This window comes from Pseudomonas sp. GL_091 (genome assembly GCF_057837725.1).
Genome location: NZ_CM174451.1, coordinates 3,210,768 through 3,234,767, shown reverse-complemented (window position 1 = coordinate 3,234,767; position 24,000 = coordinate 3,210,768). Strand labels below are relative to the sequence as shown.

Sequence of the window (24,000 nt, the reverse complement as noted above, 5' to 3'; positions counted from 1 at the left end):
ATAGCTGAGCGACGGATCTGGACTGAGCACCGCACGGGGTGGGGGTTAGGGCCGAGCAGCCCGACAGATCGCCGCGAACGAGGCGGCGTCCAGCGAAGCACCGCCAATCAGTTCCCCCATCAATATCCGGCTGAGCAGTCCGGTTTGACGCTGCCGCCATAGTGAATCGACGTGGTTGCCCCGCCAGGATGCAATCCTGTTCTACCAGCAGTGCACGGTTTTTTCGGTGTACCGCTCGGGTCTGCGCCGATGACCCGTTTGCATTTCATCGAAATCCTTCCAGGCGCCCTTCCAGCAACGCGACTGCACTGTAAGGCGCACGGTCCTGCAGTGCGTCTTCGATACGCAACAACTGGTTGTACTTGCCCACCCGATCAGAACGACAGAGCGAACCGGTCTTGATCTGACCGGCACAAGTGGCTACGGCCAGATCGGCAATGCTGGTGTCTTCCGTTTCGCCCGAACGGTGGGAAATCACCGCGGTGTATCCCGCGTTCTGGGCCATGCGAATGGCGTCGAAAGTTTCGCTGAGACTGCCGATCTGGTTGTACTTGATCAAAATTGAGTTACCGATGCCACGCTCAATACCTTCCTTGAGAATGCGCGTGTTGGTGACAAACAAGTCGTCGCCGACCAGTTGCACACGCTTGCCCAGCTTCTCGGTCAGATACGCCCAGCCGTCCCAATCGCTCTCATCCATGCCATCCTCAATCGAAACGATCGGGTAGCGTTGGCACAGCCCGGCCAAGTAGTCGGCAAAACCTTTGGAATCGAAGTCCTTGCCCTCGCCTGCCAACACGTAACGCCCGTCGCGATAGAACTCGGAGGCCGCACAGTCCAGGGCCAGGGTGATGTCCTGACCCAGCACATAGCCGCTACGGGCTACCGCCTCCTCGATCACAACCAGCGCTTGTTCATTGGACGCCAGCGAAGGAGCGAAGCCGCCTTCGTCACCGACTGCAGTGCTCAAACCACGTTCGGCGAGTACTTTTTTGAGGGTGTGAAACACCTCCGCGCCCATGCGCAAGGCTTCCTTGAAGGAGCCTGCACTGACCGGCTGGATCATGAACTCTTGAATGTCGACGTTGTTATCCGCGTGTTCGCCACCGTTGAGAATGTTCATCATCGGTACCGGCATGCTGAAGACGCCAGAACTGCCGTACAACTCAGAAAAATGCTCGTACAGTGCAATATTCAGGGACGCCGCCGCCGCTTTGGCCGTGGCCAGGGACACCGCCAGAATCGCATTGGCCCCCAAGGTGCTTTTGCTCTCAGTACCGTCCAGGGCAATCATTGCACCGTCAACCTCACGCTGGTTCAGCGCATCCAGCCCCACGATGCGCTCGCGTATCGCGCCATTGACGTTAGCGACCGCGCGCTCGACCCCTTTGCCATGGTAACGGACAGTGCAGTCACGCAACTCCAGAGCTTCGCGGCTGCCAGTGGAGGCACCGGACGGCACACTGGCCGATCCCACAGCACCACCACTTAGCGTGACCACCGCTTCGACAGTCGGATTACCTCGCGAGTCAAGGATTTCCCGTGCGTAAACTTGTTGGATCAGAGTGTTGTTATTCATCTGTGTCAGCACCACAAAGAGGGGTTGAGACGACGTTCTGAGCGTCATACATATCGAGCAGTTCTTGCTGTTCGGCACGAGCCTGGGAGAAATCGAAATCACGCGGCCAAGACTGTTCTTCGTCCGCCGCCGGATCTAACCTGGCTACTTGATTTTTTGAGTCAATCACAGCCATCACCTCACTCAGTAAACTTGATCACCCACACGAATCACGCGCAAACAGTTAGTGCCCCCTTGAGCGCCAGCGTGATCGCCTCGCGATATCAGGACATGATCGCCCTGCACCACCACACCACGGCGTTGCAACTCGTCCACGGCCCGGCTATTGACCTCAGCAATCGGAAAGGCATCGCTATCGAATGGAACAGTTTGAACACCCCGGAAAAGGGCAACACGATGCTGCGTACGCCCGTTGCGGGAAAACGCGTAAATGGGCAAGTGTGAGCGAATCCGTGACATCAACCTTGGCGTGTCGCCGCTTTCGGTCATACAGATAATGGCCTTCACTCCGTGCAAGTGATTGGCCGTATACATCGCTGCCATGGCGATTGACTCATCGATATTGTGAAACACCTCATCCATGCGATGCCTGGAGCGATGCGCCAGCGGATGTTTCTCTGCACCAACGATCACCCTGCACATGGCTTCTACGGTTTCGACCGGATAAGCGCCGCTGGCGGTCTCGGCCGAGAGCATCACCGCATCGGTACCATCAAGCACTGCGTTAGCCACATCGAACACTTCGGCACGGGTTGGCATCGATTGGCTGATCATGGACTCCATCATCTGCGTCGCTGTAATCACCACCCGATTCAAGGTACGTGCCCGCTCGATGATCAACTTCTGCACGGCAACCAATTCAGCATCGCCAATCTCCACCCCCAGATCGCCACGCGCCACCATCACCCCGTCGGAAGCCTCGATAATGGCATCCAGTACCTGCAGGTCATTGACGGTCTCAGCCCGTTCGATCTTAGCAATCAGCCCTGCCTCGCCACCTGCCTCGCGCATCAAGCGGCGCGCCAGATGCATGTCGGCGGCATCCCGCGGAAAGGACACGGCCAAGTAGTCGACCTGCATGTGTGCGGCAGTCTTGATGTCGATGCAATCCTTCTCGGTCAGCGCCGCCGCCGAAAGCCCACCGCCCTTGCGATTGATGCCTTTGTTGTTCGATAGCGGCCCACCGATCACGACCTCGCAGAACAACTGGTTGGCCTCGACGTTCAACACCTTGAGTTCGATACGCCCGTCATCCAGTAACAAGATGTCGTCGGGGCGGCTGTCGCTGATCAGTGCCTCGTAATCAATGCCGACGCGCCGCTCGTCGCCGGCGTGTTTATCCATCCTGGCATCCAGGACGAACGTCTGTCCTTTATGTAACTGCACCCTGCCTTGGGCGAAGCGCGCGATGCGAATTTTCGGCCCTTGCAGGTCCGCCAGCACCGCGACGAAACGTCCGTGCCTAGCGGCTAGTTCACGTACCAGCAGAGCGCGGGCGATGTGCTCTTGCGCACTGCCATGGGAGAAATTCAGTCGTACAACATCCACCCCGGCACGGATCAACCCTTCAATAGCTTCTGGGCTTTCTGTGGCCGGGCCTAGCGTTGCTATAATTTTTGTTCTACGCATCATGATGTTTTTCCATTCTCATGCCGAAACTACCGGCGCAACACGGAGCTCAGGGATATGGGCAACACCAAGCCCGGAGATTTAAAGAAATCTCCGCGAGGCATTGCTGTTGACCATGACGAAACGACGGTCGAATTCGGCGCCAGCAGGCGAACAACACGCTAAGTTTGTTCACTTGCTTTTTCTTTACCGATTCAACCGCGATGACGTCTGCGGAAGTAGTCGACTAGGCCCTGAGTCGAACAGTCGTCGGCGGGCGGTGGATCGAATCCCGTTAAGCTGCCGTAGACACTAGTCCCCAGCTCTTTGCCCAACTCCACCCCCCACTGATCGAAGGAGTTGATTCCCCAGACCACTCCCTGCACAAAAACTTTGTGCTCATACAGCGCGATCAATGCGCCGAGTCGCCGTGGGTCGAGGGTTTCCATCACCAGGGTATTGCTTGGACGGTTGCCGGGGATCACCTTATGCGGTGCCAAGCGCTGGACATTCGCTTTCGACAATCCCTTGGCCCGCAACTCGACTTCAGCCTCCCTTAGACTCTTGCCTCGCATCAGCGCCTGACTTTGCGACAAACAGTTGGCGTACAACCATTGATGGTGGTCAGCCACTGGCTTGTGACTGACAACCGGGACGATAAAGTCCGCAGGGATCAACGCGGTCCCCTGGTGCAGCAATTGGTGATACGCATGTTGGCCATTGCAGCCGACGCCACCCCAAATTACCGGCCCGGTACCGCAGGAAACCGCCGAGCCATCCTGGCGAATGCTCTTGCCGCTGGACTCCATATCCATCTGCTGCAAGTGCTTTACGAAGTTTCGCAAGTAATGATCGTAGGGCAGAAAAGCGTATGCCTGGGCATCCCAGAAGTTGCGATACCAAATGCCAAGCATCGCCAGAAGCACCGGCATGTTGCTTTCGAACGGCTCATTGAGGAAATGGCAGTCCATGGCGTAGGCACCGGAGAGCAACTCCTTGAAATTGGTCATGCCGATAGCCAGGGCAATTGGCAAACCTATCGCCGACCATAACGAGTAACGGCCACCGACCCAGTCCCACATTGGGAAGATGTTCTTCTCGCGAATGCCAAAATCGATGGCCGCCTGATTGTTGCTGGTGACGGCAATAAAATGCAGGTGCAGTTGCTGCTCATTGCCGCCACTGCTCAGAAACCAAGCTCGGGCCGCCTGGGCGTTTTTCAGCGTTTCCAAGGTTACAAAAGTCTTGCTGGAAACGATAAACAACGTAGTTTCGGCGTTCAGGCGAGCGGTCAATTCATGGAATTCACTACCATCGATGTTCGCCAGGTAATGGCAGCGCACCCCAGAGGGGTGGCTGTAGGGTAAGAGCGCCTCGGACACCAGTTCCGGCCCCAGGAAGGACCCACCAATGCCAATATTGACCACGTCCGTTATCGCTTTGTCGCTATAGCCACGCCATAACTTGTTATGGATGCGGTCCACGATTTCAGTCATTTTCCCGAGGGTATCGTGGACGTCGCGCATCAGGTTACGCCCGTCGACGGTCAGGCGATCCCCTAGCGGACGGCGCAACGCCGTGTGCAACGCAGGTCGTTTCTCCGAGGCATTCACCTGCTCGCCACCAAACATCGCCTGGATCGCCTCGCCGACTCCCGACTCCCGAGCCAGCTGAATCAGAAGATCACGAGTTTCTCCAGTGATCAGATTTTTCGAGTAGTCTAAGAAAAGACCACAACTGGAAGCTGAGAACTCCTTGAAACGCCCTGTGTCAGACTCGAATGCTTCGCGCATGTTGAAGCGCTGCATAGCCTCACGGTGCTTTTGCAGTGCTCGCCAGGAAACCAGGTCGGTGGCATCAAGCGGTTGCAGATAATGTTTAGCGGGAGACTTCCGGCCAGAAGCTGCCCCGCCCTTCGACTTCGACTTTTGCAGGAGTGGCGTCACGCTAGAGCGCAGCGCCTCAATATCAACATCTGCCTGCATGACTATTCCTCCACCGCCGACTTAGTCAGCAGGGTCTGCGCCGTATCAAGCACGCTTTCGAGGGTAATCCCGAAGTGCTCGTACAACGCCGAAGCAGGCGCCGACTCGCCGTAGGTGGTCATGCCAATCACGCGACCTTCCAGGCCCACGTACTTGTACCAGTAGTCCGCGTGGGCAGCTTCGATGGCGATACGGGCGCTGACCTGCAACGGCAGGACCGATTGCTTGTAGCCGGCGCCCTGGGCATCGAACACGCTGGTACACGGCATGGAAACCACGCGAACCTTGCGGCCCTGCTCGGTCAGTTTGTCGAAGGCTTGAACAGCCAGGCCGACTTCCGAACCGGTAGCGATCAGGATCAGTTCAGGCTCGCCGGCGCAGTCCTTCAACACGTAACCGCCACGGGCGATGTCAGCGATCTGCCGCGTGCTGCGCTCCTGATGTTGCAGGTTCTGACGCGAGAAAATCAGCGCCGAAGGACCATCCTTGCGTTCGATGGCCTTTTTCCAGCACACCGCCGACTCAACCGCATCGGCCGGGCGCCAGGTGTCGAGGTTCGGCGTGCTGCGCAGGCTGGTCAGTTGCTCGATTGGCTGGTGCGTCGGGCCGTCTTCGCCCAGACCGATGGAGTCGTGGGTGAACACGTAGATGATGCGTTTCTTCATCAACGCCGACATGCGCACCGCGTTGCGCGCGTATTCCATAAACATCAGGAAGGTCGCGCCGTAAGGCACCAGGCCGCCGTGCAGGGCCACGCCGTTCATGATCGCGCTCATGCCGAACTCGCGCACGCCGTAGTACATGTAGTTGCCGCTGGCGTCTTCGGCGGTGACGCCTTTGCAACCTTTCCACAGGGTCAGGTTGGAACCGGCCAGGTCAGCCGAACCGCCGAGGAGTTCCGGTAGCAGCGGGCCGAACGCGTTCAGGGCGTTCTGGCTGGCTTTACGGCTGGCGATGGTTTCGCCCCTGGCGGCCACTTCAGCGATATAAGCCGAGGCATTTTCCGCGAAGTCCGCCGGCAGGTCGCCGCTCAGACGACGGACCAGTTCGTTGGCTTCAGTCGGGAAAGCGGCGGAGTAAGCCGCGAAACGCTGGTCCCACTCGGCTTCCACGGCGCGACCGGCTTCCTTGGCATCCCACTGGGCATAGATCTCTGCCGGGATTTCGAACGGACCGTGGTTCCACTTCAGCGCCGCACGGGTCAACTCGATTTCCGCGTCACCCAGTGGGGCGCCGTGGCAGTCTTCCTTGCCTTGCTTGTTCGGCGAACCGAAACCGATGGTGGTCTTGCAGCAGATCAGGGTCGGCTGGGCGCTTTTGCGGGCGGTCTCGATCGCGGTCTTGATCTCTTCCGGGTCGTGACCGTCGACATTGCGGATCACTTGCCAGCTGTAGGACTCAAAACGCTTCGGCGTGTCGTCGGTGAACCAGCCTTCGACTTCGCCATCGATGGAGATGCCGTTGTCATCGTAGAAGGCGATCAGTTTGCCCAGGCCCAGGGTACCGGCCAGGGAAGCGACTTCGTGGGAAATGCCTTCCATCATGCAGCCATCACCCAGGAATACGTAGGTGTGGTGGTCGACAATGTTGTGGCCAGGACGGTTGAACTGCGCCGCCATGACTTTTTCCGCCAGGGCAAAACCCACGGCGTTGGCCAGGCCCTGGCCCAATGGACCGGTGGTGGTTTCAACACCCGGCGTGTAGCCGAACTCCGGGTGACCCGGGGTACGGCTGTGCAGTTGGCGGAACTGCTTCAGGTCGTCGATCGACAGGTCGTAGCCGGTCAGGTGCAGCAGCGAGTAGATCAGCATCGAGCCGTGGCCGTTGGACAGCACGAAGCGGTCGCGGTCGGCGAACGATGGATTGCTCGGGTTGTGCTTGAGGTAGTCGCGCCAAAGTACCTCGGCGATATCCGCCATACCCATTGGGGCACCGGGATGGCCGCTGTTGGCTTTTTGCACGGCATCCATGCTGAGGGCACGAATGGCGTTGGCCAAGGTCCGCTGGTTTGACGTCACACTCTGTTCAGGCAGGTTCAAGCTACACCTCCGGAAAGTTTCTTGCGCAGCAACGCTTCAAGTTTCAACTGATCCGCTTCAAAACCCCGGATGCCTTCGGCCAATTTCTCGGTCGCCATTGCATCCTCATTCATTTGCCAACGAAATTCGGCTTCGGTCAGTTGCTTTGGTAGAGAGCGATCTTGATCGGCACTATTAATTTGCACAGGCGTCAATGAACCTTTCAGACCGTCAAGCACCTCTAGCAAAACCGGACTAATGGTCAGGCGGTCGCAACCGGCCAGCGCCTGTATTTCTCCCACATTACGAAAGCTCGCCCCCATGACCACGGTCGAATATTGATGTTGGCGAAAGTACTGCAGGATGCGTTTCACCGATTGCACACCCGGTTCTTCACTAGGTGCATAAACAACTTCTGGGTTGGCTCTTCCATACCAATCGAGAATGCGCCCCACAAAAGGCGAAATCAGGTAAGCCCCTGCTTCAGCGCAGGCGCGCGCTTGAACAAAGTTAAAGATCAGCGTCAGGTTGCATTGGATACCCTCAGCCTCCAGCGCTTGTGCAGCACGCACCCCTTCCCAGGTCGCAGCCAGTTTGATCAGGATGCGATCACGCCCAATACCAGACTGCTCATACAGTTCAACCAAGCGGCGAGCCTTGGAAATACTTGCCTCGCTATCAAATGAGAGTCGTGCACTCACTTCGGTCGATACTCGCCCGGGCACGAACTCAAGAATCTGTTGGCCCATGGCGACCACCAAGCGGTCGCAAACTTCATCTATCGCGTCTTCGACGCTCAACTCAAGACCCCGCACACCATCCAGAATCCGATCGACCAGAGAGTCGTATTGACCGGACTGGACTGCCTTCAAAATCAATGAAGGGTTGGTCGTAGCATCCTGAGGCGCGAAGCGGCGGATCGCGTCGAGGTCACCGGTATCGGCCACTACAACGCTGTGTTGTCGCAATTGTTCAAGCAGGTTGGACATTTTTTGGGCTCTTGTTGATTTGTGTTTCAGTCCCTGGCGCTTAACCTGACCAGACTTGGGGCACCGTAAATCCCCGTTTATTTTTCAGGCAGTTCCCTGTTCGCCTTCTCCACCGCCGCGATCCGCTCGACCTTCGAACCGGAACGTTCAGCTTCGAACTCAGACTCAAGAAAGATTTTGACAATGCTCTTGGCCAGCTCAGGACCGATCACGCGCGCACCGATGGATATAACCTGCGCGTCGTTGCTTTTGCGTGCTCGCTCGGCCGAGTACGTGTCATGGGCCTGCGCGGCACGAATGCCTTTGATTTTGTTGGCGGAAATAGCCATGCCGATGCCGGTGCCACAAACCAACACGCCCAAACGATGTTCGCCTGCGCTGACTGCCGTCGCCACTGCCGCAGCAATATCTGGATAAAGCACCGGGCTAGTCGAATAGCAGCCAAAGTCCTGAAGCCTATAGCCCAAGCCTTCTATGTGGAGCTTAAGCAGCTCCTTGAGCTCGTAGCCCGCCTCATCGCTACCGATGGCCACAGAAAACGCTTTGTTTACAGCCATGAATTTCCTCCAATGTCACTAGAAGTGACCAGTCTGAACATATGTTCATCTTGTGAACGAATGAACATTCATTACGACGCTCAAAACACACCTTCGTCAAGCGATTTTTTGGAGAAAACCTAGGAAATCCGCACAACAAAACAAAACGAGCAAAAAAAACAACCTCAAACCATTGACACACTCAGCGACCAGGAATAAACATATGATCACTCGCCGATCATATGATCAGCGTGACCTAACAATAAAATCAGCAAGAGGTCACATCAATGGCTACGCCATTACTGCTCCAGGCTGAACATGTCGCGAAAGCCTATGCAGGGATCCCCGCCCTGCGTGACGGGCGCCTCTCCCTCCGGTCCGGCAGCGTGCACGCCTTGTGCGGCGGCAACGGTGCAGGAAAGTCGACATTTCTCAGCATCCTCATGGGCATCACACAGCGCGACGCGGGCAACATTTTGCTCAACGGCAAACCGGTGCAGTTCGACCGCCCCAGCGACGCCCTGGCTGCAGGAGTGGCCATGATCACGCAGGAGCTCGAACCCATCCCCTACATGACAGTCGCCGAGAACATATGGTTGGGCCGCGAACCACGGCGTGCCGGCTGCATTGTTGATAGCAAGGAGCTAAACCGGCGAACTCGCGAACTCCTGCAAAGTCTGGAATTCGACGTGGACGCCACCAGTCCGATGCATCGCCTGAGCGTGGCGCAAATCCAACTGGTAGAGATCGCTAAAGCATTCAGTCATGACTGCCAAGTGATGATCATGGATGAGCCGACCTCAGCCATCGGCGAGCGCGAAGCGGAAACCCTGTTCAAGGCTATCCGCCGCCTGACCGCCCGTGGTGCCGGCATCATCTATGTGTCCCACCGCCTCAGTGAACTGGCGCAGATTGCCGACGAATACACCATCTTTCGCGACGGCGCTTTCGTCGAAAGCGGGCGAATGGCCGATATCGATCGCGCACATCTGGTGCGCGGAATCGTAGGTCAAGAATTGAAACGCATTGACCATAAAGTGGGTCGCGAATGCGCCGCTGACAATTGCCTGAGCGTCACCGGTCTGAGCCGTGAGGGCGAGTTCCAGGACATCAGCCTGCAACTGCGCCAGGGAGAAATACTCGGCATCTACGGCTTGATGGGCTCGGGTCGCAGCGAATTCCTCAACTGTTTATATGGTCTCACTGAACCCGATTCCGGGAGCGTCACACTCCAGGGCCATCCCCTGCCGATCGGTTTGCCAGCCGCTACGATTCGCGCCGGCATGTCGCTGGTGACAGAGGACCGCAAGGACAGCGGCCTGGTGCTCAGTGGCAGCATCATGTCCAACATCGCGCTCTCCGCTTACAAACAGCTGTCGAGCTGGTCAGTGATCAATGCACGCAAGGAAAACGAACTGGCCCAGAGCATGGTCAAGCGCCTGCAAATCAAGGTCTCGTCCCTCGACCTGCCAGTGGAGTCCATGAGTGGCGGCAACCAGCAGAAGGTCGTGCTTGCCAAGTGCCTATCGACTCAGCCGATCTGCCTGCTCTGTGACGAGCCGACCCGCGGCATCGATGAAGGCGCCAAGCAGGAAATTTATCACCTGCTGGACGAATTCGTACGCGCCGGCGGCGCGGCTATCGTGGTCTCGTCCGAAGCCCCGGAACTGCTCCATCTGAGTGATCGTATCGCGGTATTCAAAGGCGGCCGACTGGTCACCGTCAGCACCGATACCGCCCTTTCCCAGGAAGCCTTGTTGAGTCTCGCCTCATGAACACCAAAATTCTTGCCACACCTGCCCCCACCGCTGCCTCCCCAACCACCAGCCCACGCGCTCGCTTGCGCACAGCCTTGGACCGCTTTGGCCTGCCGCTGGTATTCATTCTGCTGTGTCTGGTGATGGCCTTCGCCAGCGAATACTTCATGACCTGGCGCAACTGGATGGACATCCTGCGCCAGACCTCGATCAATGGGATTCTTGCCGTCGGCATGACCTACGTGATCCTGACCAAGGGTATCGACCTGTCGGTAGGCTCGATCCTGGCCTTCGCCGGTTTATGCAGCGCGCTGGTGGCCACTCAGGGTTATGGCTTGCTGGCAGCCGTCAGTGCCGGCATGTTCGCCGGCGCAATGCTCGGCGTGGTCAACGGTTTCATGGTCGCCAACCTGTCGATCCCGCCCTTTGTCGCCACCCTCGGCATGCTCAGCGTGGCCCGTGGCATGACCTTCATCCTCAACGACGGCAGCCCGGTCACCGACCTGCCCGAAAGCTACCTGGCCCTGGGCATCGGCAAATTCGGCCCGATCGGTATTCCCATCCTTATCTTTGCCGTGGTCGCACTGATTTTCTGGATGGTCCTGCGTTACACCACCTATGGACGCTACGTGTATGCCGTGGGCGGCAACGAAAAAAGCGCCCGCACCTCCGGGATCGGCGTACGCAAAGTGACGTTCTCGGTCTACGTGATCTCGGGCCTGCTGGCCGGCCTCGCCGGTGTGGTGCTCGCAGCCCGTACCACCTCGGCCCTGCCCCAGGCCGGTGGCTCTTATGAACTGGATGCCATCGCCGCCGTGGTAATCGGCGGCACCAGCCTCTCCGGCGGTACCGGCAGCATCGTCGGCACTCTGTTCGGTGCCCTGTTGATCGGCGTGATCAACAACGGCTTGAACCTGCTCGGGGTGTCCTCGTATTACCAGCAAGTTGCCAAGGGTTTGATCATCGTGCTCGCGGTGCTCATCGATGTCTGGCGCAAGAAAAAACGCTAAGCCTTTTCACTGAACCTTACGACTAAAACAATAAAGGAGTTCCTCATGAAAATGTCCACCAAGAAGATCGGCCAGACCCTCGCCGCCGTAGCGACTGTATCCCTGCTCTCCAGCAGCATCGCCTTTGCCGAGGGCAAGACCTACAAGATCGGCGCTGCGGTGTACGGCCTCAAGGGCCAGTACATGCAGAACTGGGTACGCGAAATCAAGGAGCACCCAGCGGTAAAGGACGGCACCGTACAACTGACCGTGTTCGACGGCAACTATGACGCCATGACCCAGAACAACCAGATCGAAACCATGGTCACCCAGCATTTCGACGCGATCATCTTCGTGCCGATCGACACCAAGGCCGGTGTCGCTACCGTGACCCAGGCCCAGATCAGCGGTGTCCCGGTGATCGCCTCCAACACCAAGGTCGCCGGCGCCAACGTTCCGTTCATCGGTAACGACGACGTCGAAGGTGGCCGTCTTCAGGCCCAGGCCATGGTTGATAAGCTCAATGGCAAAGGCAACGTAGCGATTATCCAGGGGCCGATTGGCCAGTCGGCGCAGATCGATCGGCAAAAAGGCGAGATGGAAGTCCTGCTGAAAAACCCGCAGATCAAGATCATTGAGATGAAGACCGCCAACTGGTCTCGCGCCGAAGCCCTGACACTGACCGAAGACTGGCTGAACGCTCACCCCAACGGCGGCATCAACGGCATCATCGCGCAAAACGACGACATGGCCCTCGGTGCCTTGCAGGCTGTGAAGTCCCGTGGTCTGTCGCCAGACGATGTACCGGTGACCGCCATCGACGGCATGCCCGACGCCATCCAGGCCGCCAAAAAAGGCGAAGTCACCACCTTCCTGCAAGATGCCCAGGCGCAATCCCAAGGCGCTCTCGATATTGCCCTGCGCACCCTGGCAGGCAAGGACTACAAACCCCAGTCGAAAATCTGGGACCACTATGCCAACGACGTGAAATGGGGCGAAGGTACGGACAAGGTGTACATCCTGCCGTGGGTGCCGGTCACCGGCAGCAACGCCGATGCCTTGTACTCGCAGGTCACCGGAATCAAGTAAGCGTTTGCCCAACCTGAAAACCCGGGCCGGATACGGCCCGCATGGAGTGTATGCAATGTCCAATTTCTGGAACCAGGCGTTCGACCTCAACGGCCGCTGCGCCGTGATCACCGGCGGTGCCGCCGGTATCGGTCTGGCCTGCGCCAGCCTGCTGGTGGAGCGCGGCGCCAGGGTCGCCCTGCTGGATCGCGATCCAACAGTGGTCGAAGTGGCCGCCAGCCTCGGCGCCGAGCACGTGGGCCTGGCCGTCGACCTGCGCCAACTCGATCAGGTAACCGCTGCGGTCGACCAGGCCGCCGAGCAGCTCGGTCGTCTTGATTTCCTGGTCAACAGCGCTGGCGTCGCCTTGCTGGACAAGGCGCTGGACGTCAGCGAAAGCGCGTGGGACACCACGTTGGATATCAACCTCAAGGCCAGTTTTTTCGTGGCCCAGGCCTGCGCCCGGCACATGATCCAGCAAGGCAACGGACGTATCGTCAACCTCGCCTCCCAAGCCGCAGTGATCGGTCTAGACCGGCACGTGGCCTATTGCGCGAGCAAGGCCGCCGTGGTCGGCATGACCAAAGTCCTGGCCATGGAGTGGGCGTCACACGGAATCAACGTCAACGCCGTCTCGCCAACCATCGTTGAAACCGCTCTGGGCAAGAAAGCCTGGGCAGGAGAACTGGGTGAACGAGCAAAATTGCAGATCCCGATCGGACGCTTCGCCCAACCCGAGGAAATCGCCGGCCTGGTGCTTTACCTGCTCAGCGACGCGGCCAAGATGATCACTGGCGAAAACGTGGTCATCGACGGCGGCTACAGCATTCAGTAATCAGCTTCCACATTACAAGAACAAGGAAACACTTCATGAATCGAGTCATAAACGATCCGGATCAAGTGGTTGAAGACATGCTGCAAGGTATCCTTGTAGCTCATCCGGAGCTTGCCCAATACGAGGCCAATCCACGGGTCATTCGCAAACGTAAAACCTCGCCTGCAGGCCAAGTGGGTATCGTCACCGGTGGCGGCTCCGGCCACGAGCCGGCATTTCTCGGCTATGTCGGTCCCGGCCTGATTGATGCCGTGGCCGTCGGCGAAATTTTCTCCTCGCCCACTGCCAAGAGCTTCTTCGATGCCTTCCGTGCCGCCGATCAGGGCGCGGGGGTTGCGTGCCTGTACGGCAACTACGCCGGCGACAATATGAACGTGAAGCTGGCGATGAAAATGGCCGCCAGCAAAGAGATGAACATCCGTACCGTCGTGGCCAACGATGATGTGGCCTCCGCTCCCCCACAAGACATTGCCAAGCGCCGTGGCGTCGCGGGTGAGATTTTCATGTGGAAAGTTGGCGGCGCGGCAGCGGCCCAAGGCTATGATCTGGACGGCGTGATTCGCGTCGCGCAGAAGGCCGTCGACCAGTGCCGCTCCATCGGTGTCGGCCTTACCTCGTGCATCATTCCGGCGGTAGGCAAGTCGAACTTTCAGATCGCCGACGGCATGATGGAACTGGGTATCGGCCACCATGGCGAGCCGGGGATCGAAGTCATCCCGGTTGAATCCGCAGTAGTCATGGCTGAACGCATGATCGCGCCGATTCTCGCCGACCGCGATTTCAGTCAAGATCAAAGTGTCGTGGTGCTGGTCTCCGGCCTTGGCGCCACCCCGGTGATGGAGTTATACATTTTCTACGCAGAAGTTGAACGCCAACTCACAGCCAAGGGCCTGCGAGTTCATCGTTGCTATGTTGGCAACTATTTCACGTCGCTGGAAATGATGGGCGTGACCCTGACATTGCTCGGGCTCGACGCTGAACTGACAACCTTGATCGATCAACCTTGCCGCTCCATCGGCATGTCGCAGGCGGAGTGAACCATGAACCAGCATTTCTCGAGTAGCAACGGTAGCACCATCGTAACCAACCTGGTTTCGATCATCGTCGCCAACCGCGAATACCTCAGCGAAGTCGACGGCGCTATTGGTGACGGCGACCACGGCATTAATATGGCCAAGGGATTCACCCGCTGCGGTAAAAGCCTCGAAGGTCGCCAGCTATCCCTGGCCGAAGCGCTTGACGAGCTGACCTTGGCACTCATGGAAGGTATCGGCGGCTCAATGGGTCCGCTGTACGGCAGCCTGTTCATCGGCATGGCCGACGAAGTGCGTGGCCGCGAAGAAATCGATACGGCGAGTTTCGCCAGATTGTTGCGCGGCGGACTTACGTCGCTGCAAGACATCACTAGTGCGGGCGTCGGTGACAAGTGCCTAATGGATACATTGATTCCGTCGGTCGAAGCCTTTGAGCAAGCACAAGCAAGTGGTGCTTCCTTCAGCGAAGCCTTGAGCCAGATGAAAAGCGCAGCGTCCAAAGGTCGGGACTCCACCCGAGACTTGGTCGCGAAAATTGGTCGAGCCAGTCGACTGGGTGAACGCTCCCTGGGGGTACTGGATGCCGGCGCGGTGTCTTGCTGCCTGATCCTCACCAATCTTGCCGAGTCGATTGAGGCGCAACTGCAGAGTTAATGGCGCCCCCTCCATCCGGTACGTATTTCAACGACCGGATGGAGGGACCTCTCCCCTGGTCGATGGCTCTATTTGCGGGTTGCATCGTCCAGCGCGAGTATCGTGTAGGCATTCGACACCGTCGTCGCCAATGTATTGATCACGCCGGAGCGCAATGCCCCCAACGTAGCCGCCGCCTTGGTGTTCTCGCTGGCAATCGCCACCACATCAGGAATGCGCCCCAGCTCCTGCACTGTCAATCCGATCACCCGCCCTTGCATGGCGTTCACCGCCGGCCGACCGTGGATATCTATAAAGTCATACCCCATCATGTCGCCGACCGTACCGGACACACGGGCCTCGGCAATTTCCTGAGGCGAGAACCACCCCATCCGTACCATGTTGCTGTTCTCGCTCATGTCGCCAATACCGATCAACGCAATATCCGCGCGGCGGGCACGATCAAGGGTCGATCGTACGGTGTCGTTATTGATCAAAACACCGCGCAACTCCGGATTAGCCACTAGGGCTGGTGCATACAGCGTTTCGCTCTCCGCCCCGAAGCGCAAGGCCAGGCGACGACAAATATGGTCCGGATTCATGTACTCGCCAGCCTTCAGAGAGCCGCCGATGGCGCAGACAAATGTACAGTTACGCGTTATCGGCAAGAACACATTTTCGGCCACCGCCCCGACATTGCGGCCCATGCCGACAGCGACAATCATCCCATCGCTCAAGGTCTTGTTCAGGTAATTGGCGACTAGGCTGGCCACCGCCGAGCGTTGGGTATCAGGGTCTCCATGATCGACCGCAATCAGCGCCCGGTCCAGCTGGAAGCGCTCGACCAATGCCTGCTCCAGCTCAGTGTTCAACGCAGGATGCTGCAGTACACGCACCTCGACCACACCTTCATCACGTGCACGCTTAAGCAGCCGACTGACCTTCACCCGGGACAAGTCAAAGCGCTTGGCAATCGCTTCTTGAGTGATGTTGTCGAGATAATAAAGCATGGCAACTTCAGTCATCAGATCGATGTCGCTGGCTGCACGCTGTGTACTGTCAGTCATGTGAGCTTCCCATTTCGCAACAAAGAAGCATTGTCCCTATTCGGTACGGGTTAAGTCCAGTGTCTAATAAGCTTCGCCGTAGTACAGAACTGACCGTTGATAAGCCCCCAATTTCGAACTCGACCTGGGCATGACCTACCTGTCTGACGGGCGACTGAATGAATTCCAGACACTGCCACTGTTCTTTGATCAGCAGCTCATGTAGGCAAGCCCATTGAGGTCTTTGACCAGCCCAAAAGCTCAACATTGGTGACGATGAAAACCCTGGCGTGCGAATAGCCGTGGATCGAGCCATCTACGAAGGTGTTGAGCACCATGTCTTCGACAGCGATTTGGGCGTGATCCTGCACGCTTATACCATCACGGTTCACAAGAGCCAGGGCAGGCATTCAGGCGGGTGATCGTGCCGGTACGCAAGTCGCGAGTGCTGGATCGTACCTTCATCTACGCCGCTACCTCACGGGCAGCGGTCTAGGTGATCCCAGTCGGGAGCATCGATGCAGTGAAGGAAGCTGTTGGGCTGCCGCTGAAGGCATTTGGTCGGCAGGTTGGGCTCGACGAGATGCTGATTGCCGGAAAATAAAAACTCCCAGTGGCTATCGCCGACCGGGAGTAGTACAACCAATAGTACATGTGCCAAAAACTAGATAGCACCAGAGGCCACGCACTCACACACAGCGAATTAGTACATTTTGGTGCTGTTAAGAGGTCAAAGAGGTGTTCCTTCACGATTGCTGAGCACGGTAACCGCGAGTTTGTTTACGCTTCTGGCGCTCCAGCCTTGACCTCATGATGCTTTGGCGAATACATCCCCCAACCAGTCCACAAACACCCGAACCCGTGGCGACATGTGACGGTTATGCGGGTACAGCACCGACACCGGCATGGGCGGTGGCGGTGTGTCGGTGAGGATTTCCTTCACCAGTCCTTGGGCGATTTGCGCTTCCATTCGGTAGTGCGGGCACTGGATCAGGCCAAGTCCGGCAATGGCCGACGCGGCATAGATCTCGGCGCCAAAGACCGAGACGGCGCCGTTGATGGCGACTTCCTTCAGTTCGCCATCGAGCATGAATTCGAATGGAAACAACTTGGCAGTGGTGCGCGAGACGTAGTTCACCGCGCGATGATGTTTCAGGTCGTCGAGATGCTTCGGCTCGCCATATTTGCGCAGGTAAGCCGGACTGGCGCAGGTGATCTGGCGCAGGTTGGCGACGCGACGGCCGATCAGTGCGGAGTCGCCTAGCATGCCGGCGCGCAGCACGCAGTCGACGCCCTCGGCAATCAGGTCGACAAAGCGGTCGGCCTCGCTGATGGACAACTCAATATCCGGGTAGCGCGCCATAAACTGCGGCAATGCCGGGATCACGAAGTGCTTGGCCAACGTGCCGTGCAGATCGACACGTAACCGCCCTTTCGGCGCCACGCCGCGAAATGCCAGTTCGGCTTCTTCCAACTCTGCCAGCAATTGCACGCAACGCTGGTAGTACGCCTCGCCATCCAGCGTAGGACGCACTTTGCGAGTGCTTCGCTCCAATAAACGTGTGCCGAGCCAGGCTTCGAACTGATTCAGAGTGTGAGTCAGCGTCGCCCGCGGCAGGTTCAGGTCGTCGGCAGCCAACGTGAAGCTGCTGCGCTCGTAGATCCGCACGAAAACCTTCATCGCTTTGACTTGATCCACGCGGGTCTCCTGGCGGTCGATTGTTGGCGATTATTGAACAGTCAAGGCAACTTTCGCGCATTTATCGCATTGAGTAAACATGTGAATCTGGCTTCACACCGAGCAACAACTCACGACTCAAAAGGAATCACCGCCATGACTACTCAAACCTCAAAAGTTGCCATCGTAACCGGCGCCTCTCGCGGCATCGGCGCCGTGATCGCCAAACAACTGGCCAACCAGGGTTTCGCCGTCGCCGTCAACTACGCCAACAGCGCCACCGAAGCCTCGGCGCTGGTTGCTGAACTGCATCAGGCCGGCCGCCAGGCCATATCGATCAAGGCGGATGTGTCGAGCGCTGAGGACGTGCGCCGGCTGTTCGATGAGACCGAAGCGCAACTGGGCAAGGTCGACGTGCTGGTGAACAACGCCGGCATTCTCAAGGTGCTGCCACTGGCGCAACACAGTGATGAACTGTTCGACCAGAACTTCAACATCCACGCTCGCGGCACCTTCAACACCCTGCGCGAAGCCGCCACTCGCCTGAACAGCGGTGGCCGGATCATCAACTTCTCCAGCAGCACCGTCGGCATGAACCTGCCGGGTTATGCGGTGTACATCGCCAGCAAAGCGGCGGTGGAGTCCCTGACCCAGGTGTTCGCCAAGGAAATGCGCGGTCGCAACATCACCGTCAACGCCGTGGCACCTGGTCCCGTGGCCACCGACCTGTTCCTGCACGGCAAGAGCGAAGAACAAATCCAGACCTTCGCCAAGATGGCGCCGCTGGAACGACTGGCTCAGCCAGAAGACATCTCCCGCGTTGTGTCCTTCCTGGTCGGCCCGGATTCGGCCTGGGTCAACGGGCAAATCCTGCGCGTCAACGGCGGCCTCGTCTGAGCCGCTTCCCCCCAAGCAGCATGATTGAAGGAGATCTGATCATGAGCCATCCAGCCAACACCCCCACCCCCACCCCCACCCGCACCCGCACCCGCACCCGCACCGGGCAATCGAAACTGATGTTCACGCTGTTCACCGCGGTGGCGGCTGCCAGCGCCGCACTGGCAGCAGGCTCCAGCCTGCTACTGACCTTGCCGATCTGGGCGATGTTTGTCGGCTGGGTGGCGTTCTTCAGCCGCGGCCTGACCCTGCGTGACGGCCTGGTGAACCTCGGCTGTGTGCTGATGGGCATCGTGTTCGGCATGGGTGCGGCGCTGAGCATCGGCGTACTGACCCCAAGTCTTGGAATGTTTGCCTTGCCGGTCGTGGTGTTTGTGGTGGCGATGATCGTGGTGTCGCTGCGGGCCTTGCCGGTGATGAACAACATCGTCGCCTACTTCCTCGGCCTGATCGCCTACTTCGCCGCGCACCTGGAACCGTCCCTGGCAAGCTTCACCGAGCTGGGCGGTGCCGGGGCTCTCGGCTCCTTCGCCGGCTGGTTGTCCCACGCCGTGCAACAACGTCTTCCCCGTCCTGCCTGAAACCATCATCACTTTGCAGAGGTTAATGTCATGAAATCCGTCATTCTGATTACCGGTGCCTCCAGTGGTTTCGGTGCACTGACCGCCCGTGCCCTCGCCGACGCCGGCCACACCGTCTACGCCAGCATGCGCGAAACTCTGGGCCGCAATGCGCCACAGGTGGCGCAAGTGCAACACTACGCCGACCAGCATCAGGTCGACCTGCGCAGCGTCGAACTGGACGTCGCGTCGAGCGAATCGGTCGAGGCTGGTGTCGCGAAGATTATCGAGGATTGCGGTCGTCTGGACGTAATTATCCATAACGCCGGGCACATGTCCTTCGGCCCCGCCGAGGCCTTTACGCCCGAGCAGTTCGCCCAGCTCTACGACATCAACGTATTGAGCACTCAGCGGGTCAACCGCGCCGCACTGCCGCAGTTGCGCAAACAGGGTCAAGGACTGGTGCTGTGGGTGTCATCCAGCAGCGCACGCGGCGGCACTCCGCCGTACCTGGCACCCTACTTTGCCGCCAAGGCGGCGATGGATTCCCTCGCGGTGTCCTACGCAGGTGAGTTGGCGCGCTGGGGTGTGGAAACCTCGATCATCGTGCCGGGCGCGTTCACCAAGGGCACCAACCACTTCGTGCATTCCGGCTCGCCCGCCGACCAGGCCCGCGCCGCCGAATACAACAAAGGCCCTTACGCCGGTGTACCGGATCAGGCACTCAAAGGGCTGGCAGCCCTGGAACCGGCCGACGCCGATGTCGGTGAGGTAGCCAACGCCATCGTCGAGATCGTCGACATGCCTTTCGGCACCCGCCCGTTCCGGTGTCATATCGACCCGTCCCAGGACGGTGCCGAAATCGTCAACGCCATGGCCGACCGGGTGCGGGCCGAGATGTTCCGCCGCATTGGCCTGGAAGACCTGCTCAAGGCGGCTATTCGCTGAGGCAGTCCTCCCTACAAAGCGGCCCAAGGAATTCCTTGGGCCGTCTTCGTCACCGAAAGATTGATGATCGAGCAGCACACGCTCAAGCAACAGACCAATCTCTCCACGCAGTCTTTCGTCGACTCGGTGAGCCGTTATTTCTACCCTGCCTCAGTAATGTCCAAATACATGATGTCAGGGGAGGATTCGACCTTAAACGCGCTCCAGCACCAACGCCACTCCCTGTCCTACTCCGACACACATCGTTGCCAGAGCCTTATGCCCGGAGCACTTTTCCAGTTGATGCACCGCCGTCATCACCAGGCGTGCACCCGATGCACCGAGGGGATGACCTAAGGCGATCGCACCGCCGTTGGGATTGACCCGAATGTCGTCATCCGCCAGCCCAAGTTGGCGGAGCACCGCCAAGCTCTGGCTGGCGAAGGCTTCATTGAGCTCGATGGTGTCGAAATCGGTGATGACCAAGCCCAGGTGCTGCAGCAACTTGCGCACCGCCGGAACCGGCCCCATGCCCATGATTCGCGGGGCAACGCCGGCACTGGCCATGCCCAGGACTTTGGCCCGCGGCGTCAACCCGTGTCGTTGCACCGCGACGGCCGAGGCCAGGATGAGCGCCACTGCGCCGTCGTTGACCCCGGAAGCGTTGCCCGCGGTGACCGTGTTATCACCGCCATTGACCGGCTTGAGCCGAGCCAGTGCCTCCAGAGTTGTTTGCGGGCGCGGGTGTTCGTCCTGATCCACCACCAGGTCGCCCTTTTTGCCCCTGATCAGTACCGGGACAATTTCCTCGGCGAAAAACCCCAGGTCCTGGGCACACATGGCACGCTGCTGGCTGCGCCAGGCGAACGCGTCCTGGTCAGCCCGAGAAACCTGCTGTTCATTGGCCACGTTGTCTGCTGTTTGCGGCATGGCGTCGACGCCATATTGCGCCTGCATCAAGGGGTTGATGAAGCGCCAGCCAATGGTGGTGTCTTCGATGGCCTGGCCGCGACCAAACGCACTGTCGGACTTGCCCATCACATAGGGCGCCCGTGACATCGACTCGACGCCACCCGCCACGGCCAATTCCATTTCGCCACTGGCAATCGCTCGAAACGCCGTGCCGACCGCGTCCATGCCCGAGGCACACAGGCGATTGATCGTCACCCCCGGCACACTCTCAGGCAGACCCGCCAGCAACAGCGCCATACGCGCGACGTTGCGGTTGTCTTCGCCGGCCTGGTTGGCGCAGCCGAGAAACACTTCATCGAGTTGCAGCCAATCCACCCCGGGGTTTCGCGCGACCAACGCCTTTAGCGTTACCGCTGCCAGATCGTCGGCCCGCACCGTCGCCAGACTGCCACCGAAACGCCCGATAGGGGTGCGAATGGCGTCGCAGATATACACATCACGACTCATGCCTTTTCCTCTTTTTTGCGCACGTAGAAGTACTCTCCCCTGGCTTGAGCAACAGGTGAAAGTTCGCATTGATTGAGTTCAAACGTTGTTGGAACAACTGCCCGTTGAATCAGTTGCCTTAATCCGGCAAGAACCGGTGTACTCATCCAGCCCCTAGAACAACGGCAGGCTGTAACTGATGATCAGCCGGTTCTCATCGACCCCTCGGGTAAAGTTGGAACGGTAAGTACTGTTACGCCAGCGGACGCCGACATTTTTTAGTACGCCGCTCTGGACGCTATAGCCAATTTCGCTATTGCGCTCCCACTCGCTGCCATTGCCGTCATGGGTCAAAACGTCTGCGTCATTGCCAGCAATGTAACGGGTCATCACTGTCAGCCCAGGAAGGCCGACGGTAGCGAAATCGAAGTCATAACGCAGTTGCCAGGTCCGTTCGTTGCGCTCGACAAAATCGCCGACCAGGGCGAAGTTACTGGTGTACACATCCGCCCCTCCTACATAGGGCATCGCCGTGCGGCCGGTCAGACTCTGGTAGGACACACCCAACGCGTGACCTTGCAGACTGTAGGTAAGAATGCCGTTAAAGGATCGGTTGTCGATATCACCGGCATTGGCTGCGCCACTCTTGTCGCTGATGAAGTAACGCAAATCGGTTTTCAGTTTTCCCGGCCCCAACGGCAAGGTGTGCACCAGACCCAGATAGTGCTGCCGGTAGATATCTTCCAGTTCTGCCGCTTGGTACGTCAGATTCAGCGTCGGGCTGAACGCATAATCCACCCCGCCAAAACGGAAGTGATCGGCTTGCGGCGTTGCGACGAAACGGCGATTGCGGTTGGTCAATGTCAGCGCATCGTTATCGGTGGAATCCCGTGCCACGGCACGGTTGATCGAGCCTGCGGTAAAGGTGAAATGATCCAGCTCTTTGGAGTCGATGACCCCACCCTGAAAAGTCTGCGGCAAGATGCGTCCGGTGTTGCCCACCAACAATGGCATTTTGAATTGCAAGGTTCCGACCTTCAGCTCGGACCTCGACACCTTCATTTTCCCGGTCAGTCCCAGCTTGCTGTATTCGCCAGCCGCCCTGCCGTCATCATGGACGGGCAATAATCCGGAGCCTGTCCGGTCAGGACTGGAGTCCAGACGAACCCCCAGCATGCCCAGTGCATCCAGACCGAAACCGACAGTGCCTTGGGTATATCCGGAGCGCAGATCGAGCATGAAACCCTGTGCCCACTCTTCTCGTTTCGACTGTCCTGCGCCGTCGCGAAAGTCTCGACTGTAGTAAAAATTGCTGGTCTGGAAAGTCCCGTGAGCATCGTCGATAAAACCGGCGGCCTGGCTCGCAGAGGCAAACATCATCGACGTCAGCAAGCCATTTCCCAACACGACAGAACCGCTCAGGATCTTTTTATTGTTATTCATCGCTGCTCCAGAATACGACCCGCCACAGGCGGGTCCGAGTCATTATTTTTATGGGGTATCAATAGGTAAAACAGGGCATTGCTGTGTTTTTCAGCTGGGCTCGCGCCCCTTAGCGACGCTCGATCAGTTTGATCATCACCGGGTAATAAGCATCGCCATGACCCGCCGCCGACGCCCGTTCCAGCAAAGCGGCGGTGGATTGCGCAGAGATCGCGTCGATGCCACCACTGGCTGCCAATTCCAGCGCCAGGCGGATGTCCTTGAGGGCGTAATCGACAGGAAAGGTTTTCACCGGAAACTCATCGGGCAGCAGCGAACTCATGCCTGGCACCCTCAACGCAAAGCTGTCGGCGGAACCCTTGGACAGTGCGTCGAACAACAACGCCGGCTCGACCCCGGCACGGCGCCCGATGGCTAGCGCCTCGGCCAGTGCGTTGACCGTCATCAGCACCACCATGTTGTTCATGATCTTGATCACTTGTCCGCAGCCGACCGGACCGCAATGCAGCACATCCGTGCCCATGCTGCCGAGCAGCGGATTCAAGGTGGCGAACTCCTCTGGCGTCGAACCTACGGAGATCATCAACGTGCCCTGACCCGCCGCTTCCCTTGAGCGCGCCACCGGCGCATCGACAAACCCGATACCCTTGTCGCGCAAGGTGCTGGCCAGGCTGCGTGAGCGCTCTACATCACTGGTGCTGGTGTCGACAATCAGTTTCAGGCGCCCCGCTGTTTCGGCGAGTCCACCCTTCCCCAGGCAGACCTTTTCGACTTGGTCGATGCCTGGCAAGGACAGGAAAACCACATCGACCCCAGCCGCCAGTTCGGCCAGGCTCCCACAACCATGAGCACCCTGTGCCTGCAAACGATTGACCGCCTGTGCATCCAGATCAAAGACATGCACTGGCACGTCACCTTTGCGTGTCAGGTTGATGCACATCGGCTCGCCCATGACACCCAAGCCGACAAACCCCACCACATCGATTGGTTTTTGCATGGTATTAACCTCATTTTTATTGT

At 58.5% G+C, this 24,000-nt stretch carries 22 protein-coding genes and 1 pseudogene; 9 read left to right on the top strand and 14 right to left on the bottom strand.

The window, feature by feature from the left end; genetic code table 11:
• Positions 1 to 45: 45 nt before the first annotated feature.
• The 8 genes and pseudogenes from AC3ITY_RS14760 to rpiB all read right to left on the bottom strand — a co-directional run.
• Positions 46 to 133 (bottom strand): annotated as a pseudogene (locus AC3ITY_RS14760) (triose-phosphate isomerase); the annotation flags it as partial.
• A gap of 132 nt (positions 134 to 265) precedes the next feature.
• Positions 266 to 1,579 (bottom strand): phosphopyruvate hydratase, encoded by a 1,314-nt coding sequence (gene eno, locus AC3ITY_RS14755; RefSeq protein WP_489310219.1) that lies wholly within the window; start codon positions 1,577 to 1,579, stop codon positions 266 to 268.
• Positions 1,572 to 1,754 (bottom strand): hypothetical protein, encoded by a 183-nt coding sequence (locus AC3ITY_RS14750; protein ID WP_489310217.1) that lies wholly within the window; start codon positions 1,752 to 1,754, stop codon positions 1,572 to 1,574. Before AC3ITY_RS14750 ends, eno begins: the two co-directional genes overlap by 8 nt.
• An 8-nt stretch (positions 1,755 to 1,762) precedes the next feature.
• Positions 1,763 to 3,211, bottom strand: coding sequence for a pyruvate kinase (gene pyk / locus AC3ITY_RS14745; RefSeq protein ID WP_489310215.1), 1,449 nt, complete (start codon positions 3,209 to 3,211; stop codon positions 1,763 to 1,765).
• Positions 3,212 to 3,402: 191 nt separating this feature from the next.
• Positions 3,403 to 5,172 (bottom strand): glucose-6-phosphate isomerase, encoded by a 1,770-nt coding sequence (pgi, locus tag AC3ITY_RS14740; protein WP_489310213.1) that lies wholly within the window; start codon positions 5,170 to 5,172, stop codon positions 3,403 to 3,405.
• A gap of 2 nt (positions 5,173 to 5,174) precedes the next feature.
• Entirely contained in the window at positions 5,175 to 7,190 is a 2,016-nt protein-coding gene (tkt, locus tag AC3ITY_RS14735) for a transketolase (RefSeq protein WP_489310876.1), read from the bottom strand.
• Between the two features lie 17 nt (positions 7,191 to 7,207).
• Positions 7,208 to 8,179: a transaldolase gene (gene tal, locus AC3ITY_RS14730; protein WP_489310211.1), complete on the bottom strand. Its 972-nt coding sequence runs from the start codon at positions 8,177 to 8,179 to the stop codon at positions 7,208 to 7,210.
• A 77-nt stretch (positions 8,180 to 8,256) separates the two neighbouring features.
• Entirely contained in the window at positions 8,257 to 8,736 is a 480-nt protein-coding gene (gene rpiB / locus AC3ITY_RS14725; protein ID WP_489310209.1) for a ribose 5-phosphate isomerase B, read from the bottom strand.
• A 266-nt stretch (positions 8,737 to 9,002) separates the two neighbouring features.
• On the opposite strand from rpiB, the gene AC3ITY_RS14720 reads away from it, so the two are divergent.
• From AC3ITY_RS14720 to dhaL, 6 genes are read left to right on the top strand one after another with little or no spacing between them, the layout of a single operon-like run.
• The gene (locus tag AC3ITY_RS14720) at positions 9,003 to 10,490 is read left to right on the top strand and encodes a sugar ABC transporter ATP-binding protein (protein ID WP_489310207.1); all 1,488 of its coding nucleotides are present in this window, start codon (positions 9,003 to 9,005) and stop codon (positions 10,488 to 10,490) included.
• A complete protein-coding gene (locus tag AC3ITY_RS14715; protein WP_489310205.1) occupies positions 10,487 to 11,482 on the top strand; it encodes an ABC transporter permease in 996 nt (331 codons plus the stop codon). Before AC3ITY_RS14720 ends, AC3ITY_RS14715 begins: the two co-directional genes overlap by 4 nt.
• A 45-nt stretch (positions 11,483 to 11,527) precedes the next feature.
• Complete coding sequence (locus AC3ITY_RS14710) at positions 11,528 to 12,550, top strand: substrate-binding domain-containing protein (RefSeq protein ID WP_489310203.1); 1,023 nt, start codon at positions 11,528 to 11,530, stop codon at positions 12,548 to 12,550.
• Positions 12,551 to 12,605: 55 nt separating this feature from the next.
• Positions 12,606 to 13,364: an SDR family oxidoreductase gene (locus AC3ITY_RS14705; protein WP_489310201.1), complete on the top strand. Its 759-nt coding sequence runs from the start codon at positions 12,606 to 12,608 to the stop codon at positions 13,362 to 13,364.
• Between the two features lie 35 nt (positions 13,365 to 13,399).
• The gene (locus tag AC3ITY_RS14700; RefSeq protein ID WP_489310199.1) at positions 13,400 to 14,401 is read left to right on the top strand and encodes a dihydroxyacetone kinase subunit DhaK; all 1,002 of its coding nucleotides are present in this window, start codon (positions 13,400 to 13,402) and stop codon (positions 14,399 to 14,401) included.
• Between the two features lie 3 nt (positions 14,402 to 14,404).
• Positions 14,405 to 15,052 (top strand): dihydroxyacetone kinase subunit DhaL, encoded by a 648-nt coding sequence (gene dhaL / locus AC3ITY_RS14695; RefSeq protein ID WP_489310197.1) that lies wholly within the window; start codon positions 14,405 to 14,407, stop codon positions 15,050 to 15,052.
• Between the two features lie 68 nt (positions 15,053 to 15,120).
• On the opposite strand, the gene AC3ITY_RS14690 is transcribed toward dhaL, so the two are convergent.
• The 3 genes from AC3ITY_RS14690 to AC3ITY_RS14680 form a co-directional block, all read right to left on the bottom strand.
• The gene (locus AC3ITY_RS14690; protein WP_489310195.1) at positions 15,121 to 16,098 is read right to left on the bottom strand and encodes a sugar-binding transcriptional regulator; all 978 of its coding nucleotides are present in this window, start codon (positions 16,096 to 16,098) and stop codon (positions 15,121 to 15,123) included.
• Between the two features lie 197 nt (positions 16,099 to 16,295).
• Positions 16,296 to 16,487, bottom strand: a complete 192-nt coding sequence (locus AC3ITY_RS14685; protein WP_489310193.1) for a hypothetical protein — start codon at positions 16,485 to 16,487, stop codon at positions 16,296 to 16,298.
• Positions 16,488 to 16,885: 398 nt separating this feature from the next.
• Positions 16,886 to 17,776 carry a LysR family transcriptional regulator gene (locus tag AC3ITY_RS14680; protein ID WP_008031952.1) on the bottom strand — a complete coding sequence of 297 codons (891 nt, stop codon included), beginning with the start codon at positions 17,774 to 17,776 and terminating at the stop codon, positions 16,886 to 16,888.
• A gap of 135 nt (positions 17,777 to 17,911) precedes the next feature.
• Between AC3ITY_RS14680 and AC3ITY_RS14675 the strand changes: the two genes are divergently transcribed.
• Genes AC3ITY_RS14675 through AC3ITY_RS14665 form a run of 3 tightly spaced genes read left to right on the top strand, consistent with a single transcriptional unit; the run spans position 17,912 to position 20,160 of the window.
• Positions 17,912 to 18,652, top strand: a complete 741-nt coding sequence (locus tag AC3ITY_RS14675; RefSeq protein WP_489310190.1) for an SDR family oxidoreductase — start codon at positions 17,912 to 17,914, stop codon at positions 18,650 to 18,652.
• Positions 18,653 to 18,693: 41 nt separating this feature from the next.
• Positions 18,694 to 19,233: a DUF1097 domain-containing protein gene (locus AC3ITY_RS14670; protein ID WP_489310188.1), complete on the top strand. Its 540-nt coding sequence runs from the start codon at positions 18,694 to 18,696 to the stop codon at positions 19,231 to 19,233.
• Positions 19,234 to 19,263: 30 nt separating this feature from the next.
• Positions 19,264 to 20,160, top strand: a complete 897-nt coding sequence (locus tag AC3ITY_RS14665; RefSeq protein ID WP_489310186.1) for an SDR family oxidoreductase — start codon at positions 19,264 to 19,266, stop codon at positions 20,158 to 20,160.
• Positions 20,161 to 20,352: 192 nt separating this feature from the next.
• On the opposite strand, the gene pcaF is transcribed toward AC3ITY_RS14665, so the two are convergent.
• From pcaF to AC3ITY_RS14650, 3 genes are all read right to left on the bottom strand, one after another.
• Positions 20,353 to 21,558: a 3-oxoadipyl-CoA thiolase gene (gene pcaF, locus AC3ITY_RS14660; protein ID WP_489310184.1), complete on the bottom strand. Its 1,206-nt coding sequence runs from the start codon at positions 21,556 to 21,558 to the stop codon at positions 20,353 to 20,355.
• Between the two features lie 153 nt (positions 21,559 to 21,711).
• Positions 21,712 to 22,980 carry an OprD family porin gene (locus AC3ITY_RS14655; protein ID WP_489310182.1) on the bottom strand — a complete coding sequence of 423 codons (1,269 nt, stop codon included), beginning with the start codon at positions 22,978 to 22,980 and terminating at the stop codon, positions 21,712 to 21,714.
• A gap of 109 nt (positions 22,981 to 23,089) precedes the next feature.
• On the bottom strand, positions 23,090 to 23,977 hold the full coding sequence (locus AC3ITY_RS14650) for an NAD(P)-dependent oxidoreductase (RefSeq protein WP_489310180.1): 888 nt from the start codon (positions 23,975 to 23,977) through the stop codon (positions 23,090 to 23,092).
• Positions 23,978 to 24,000: the final 23 nt, after the last annotated feature.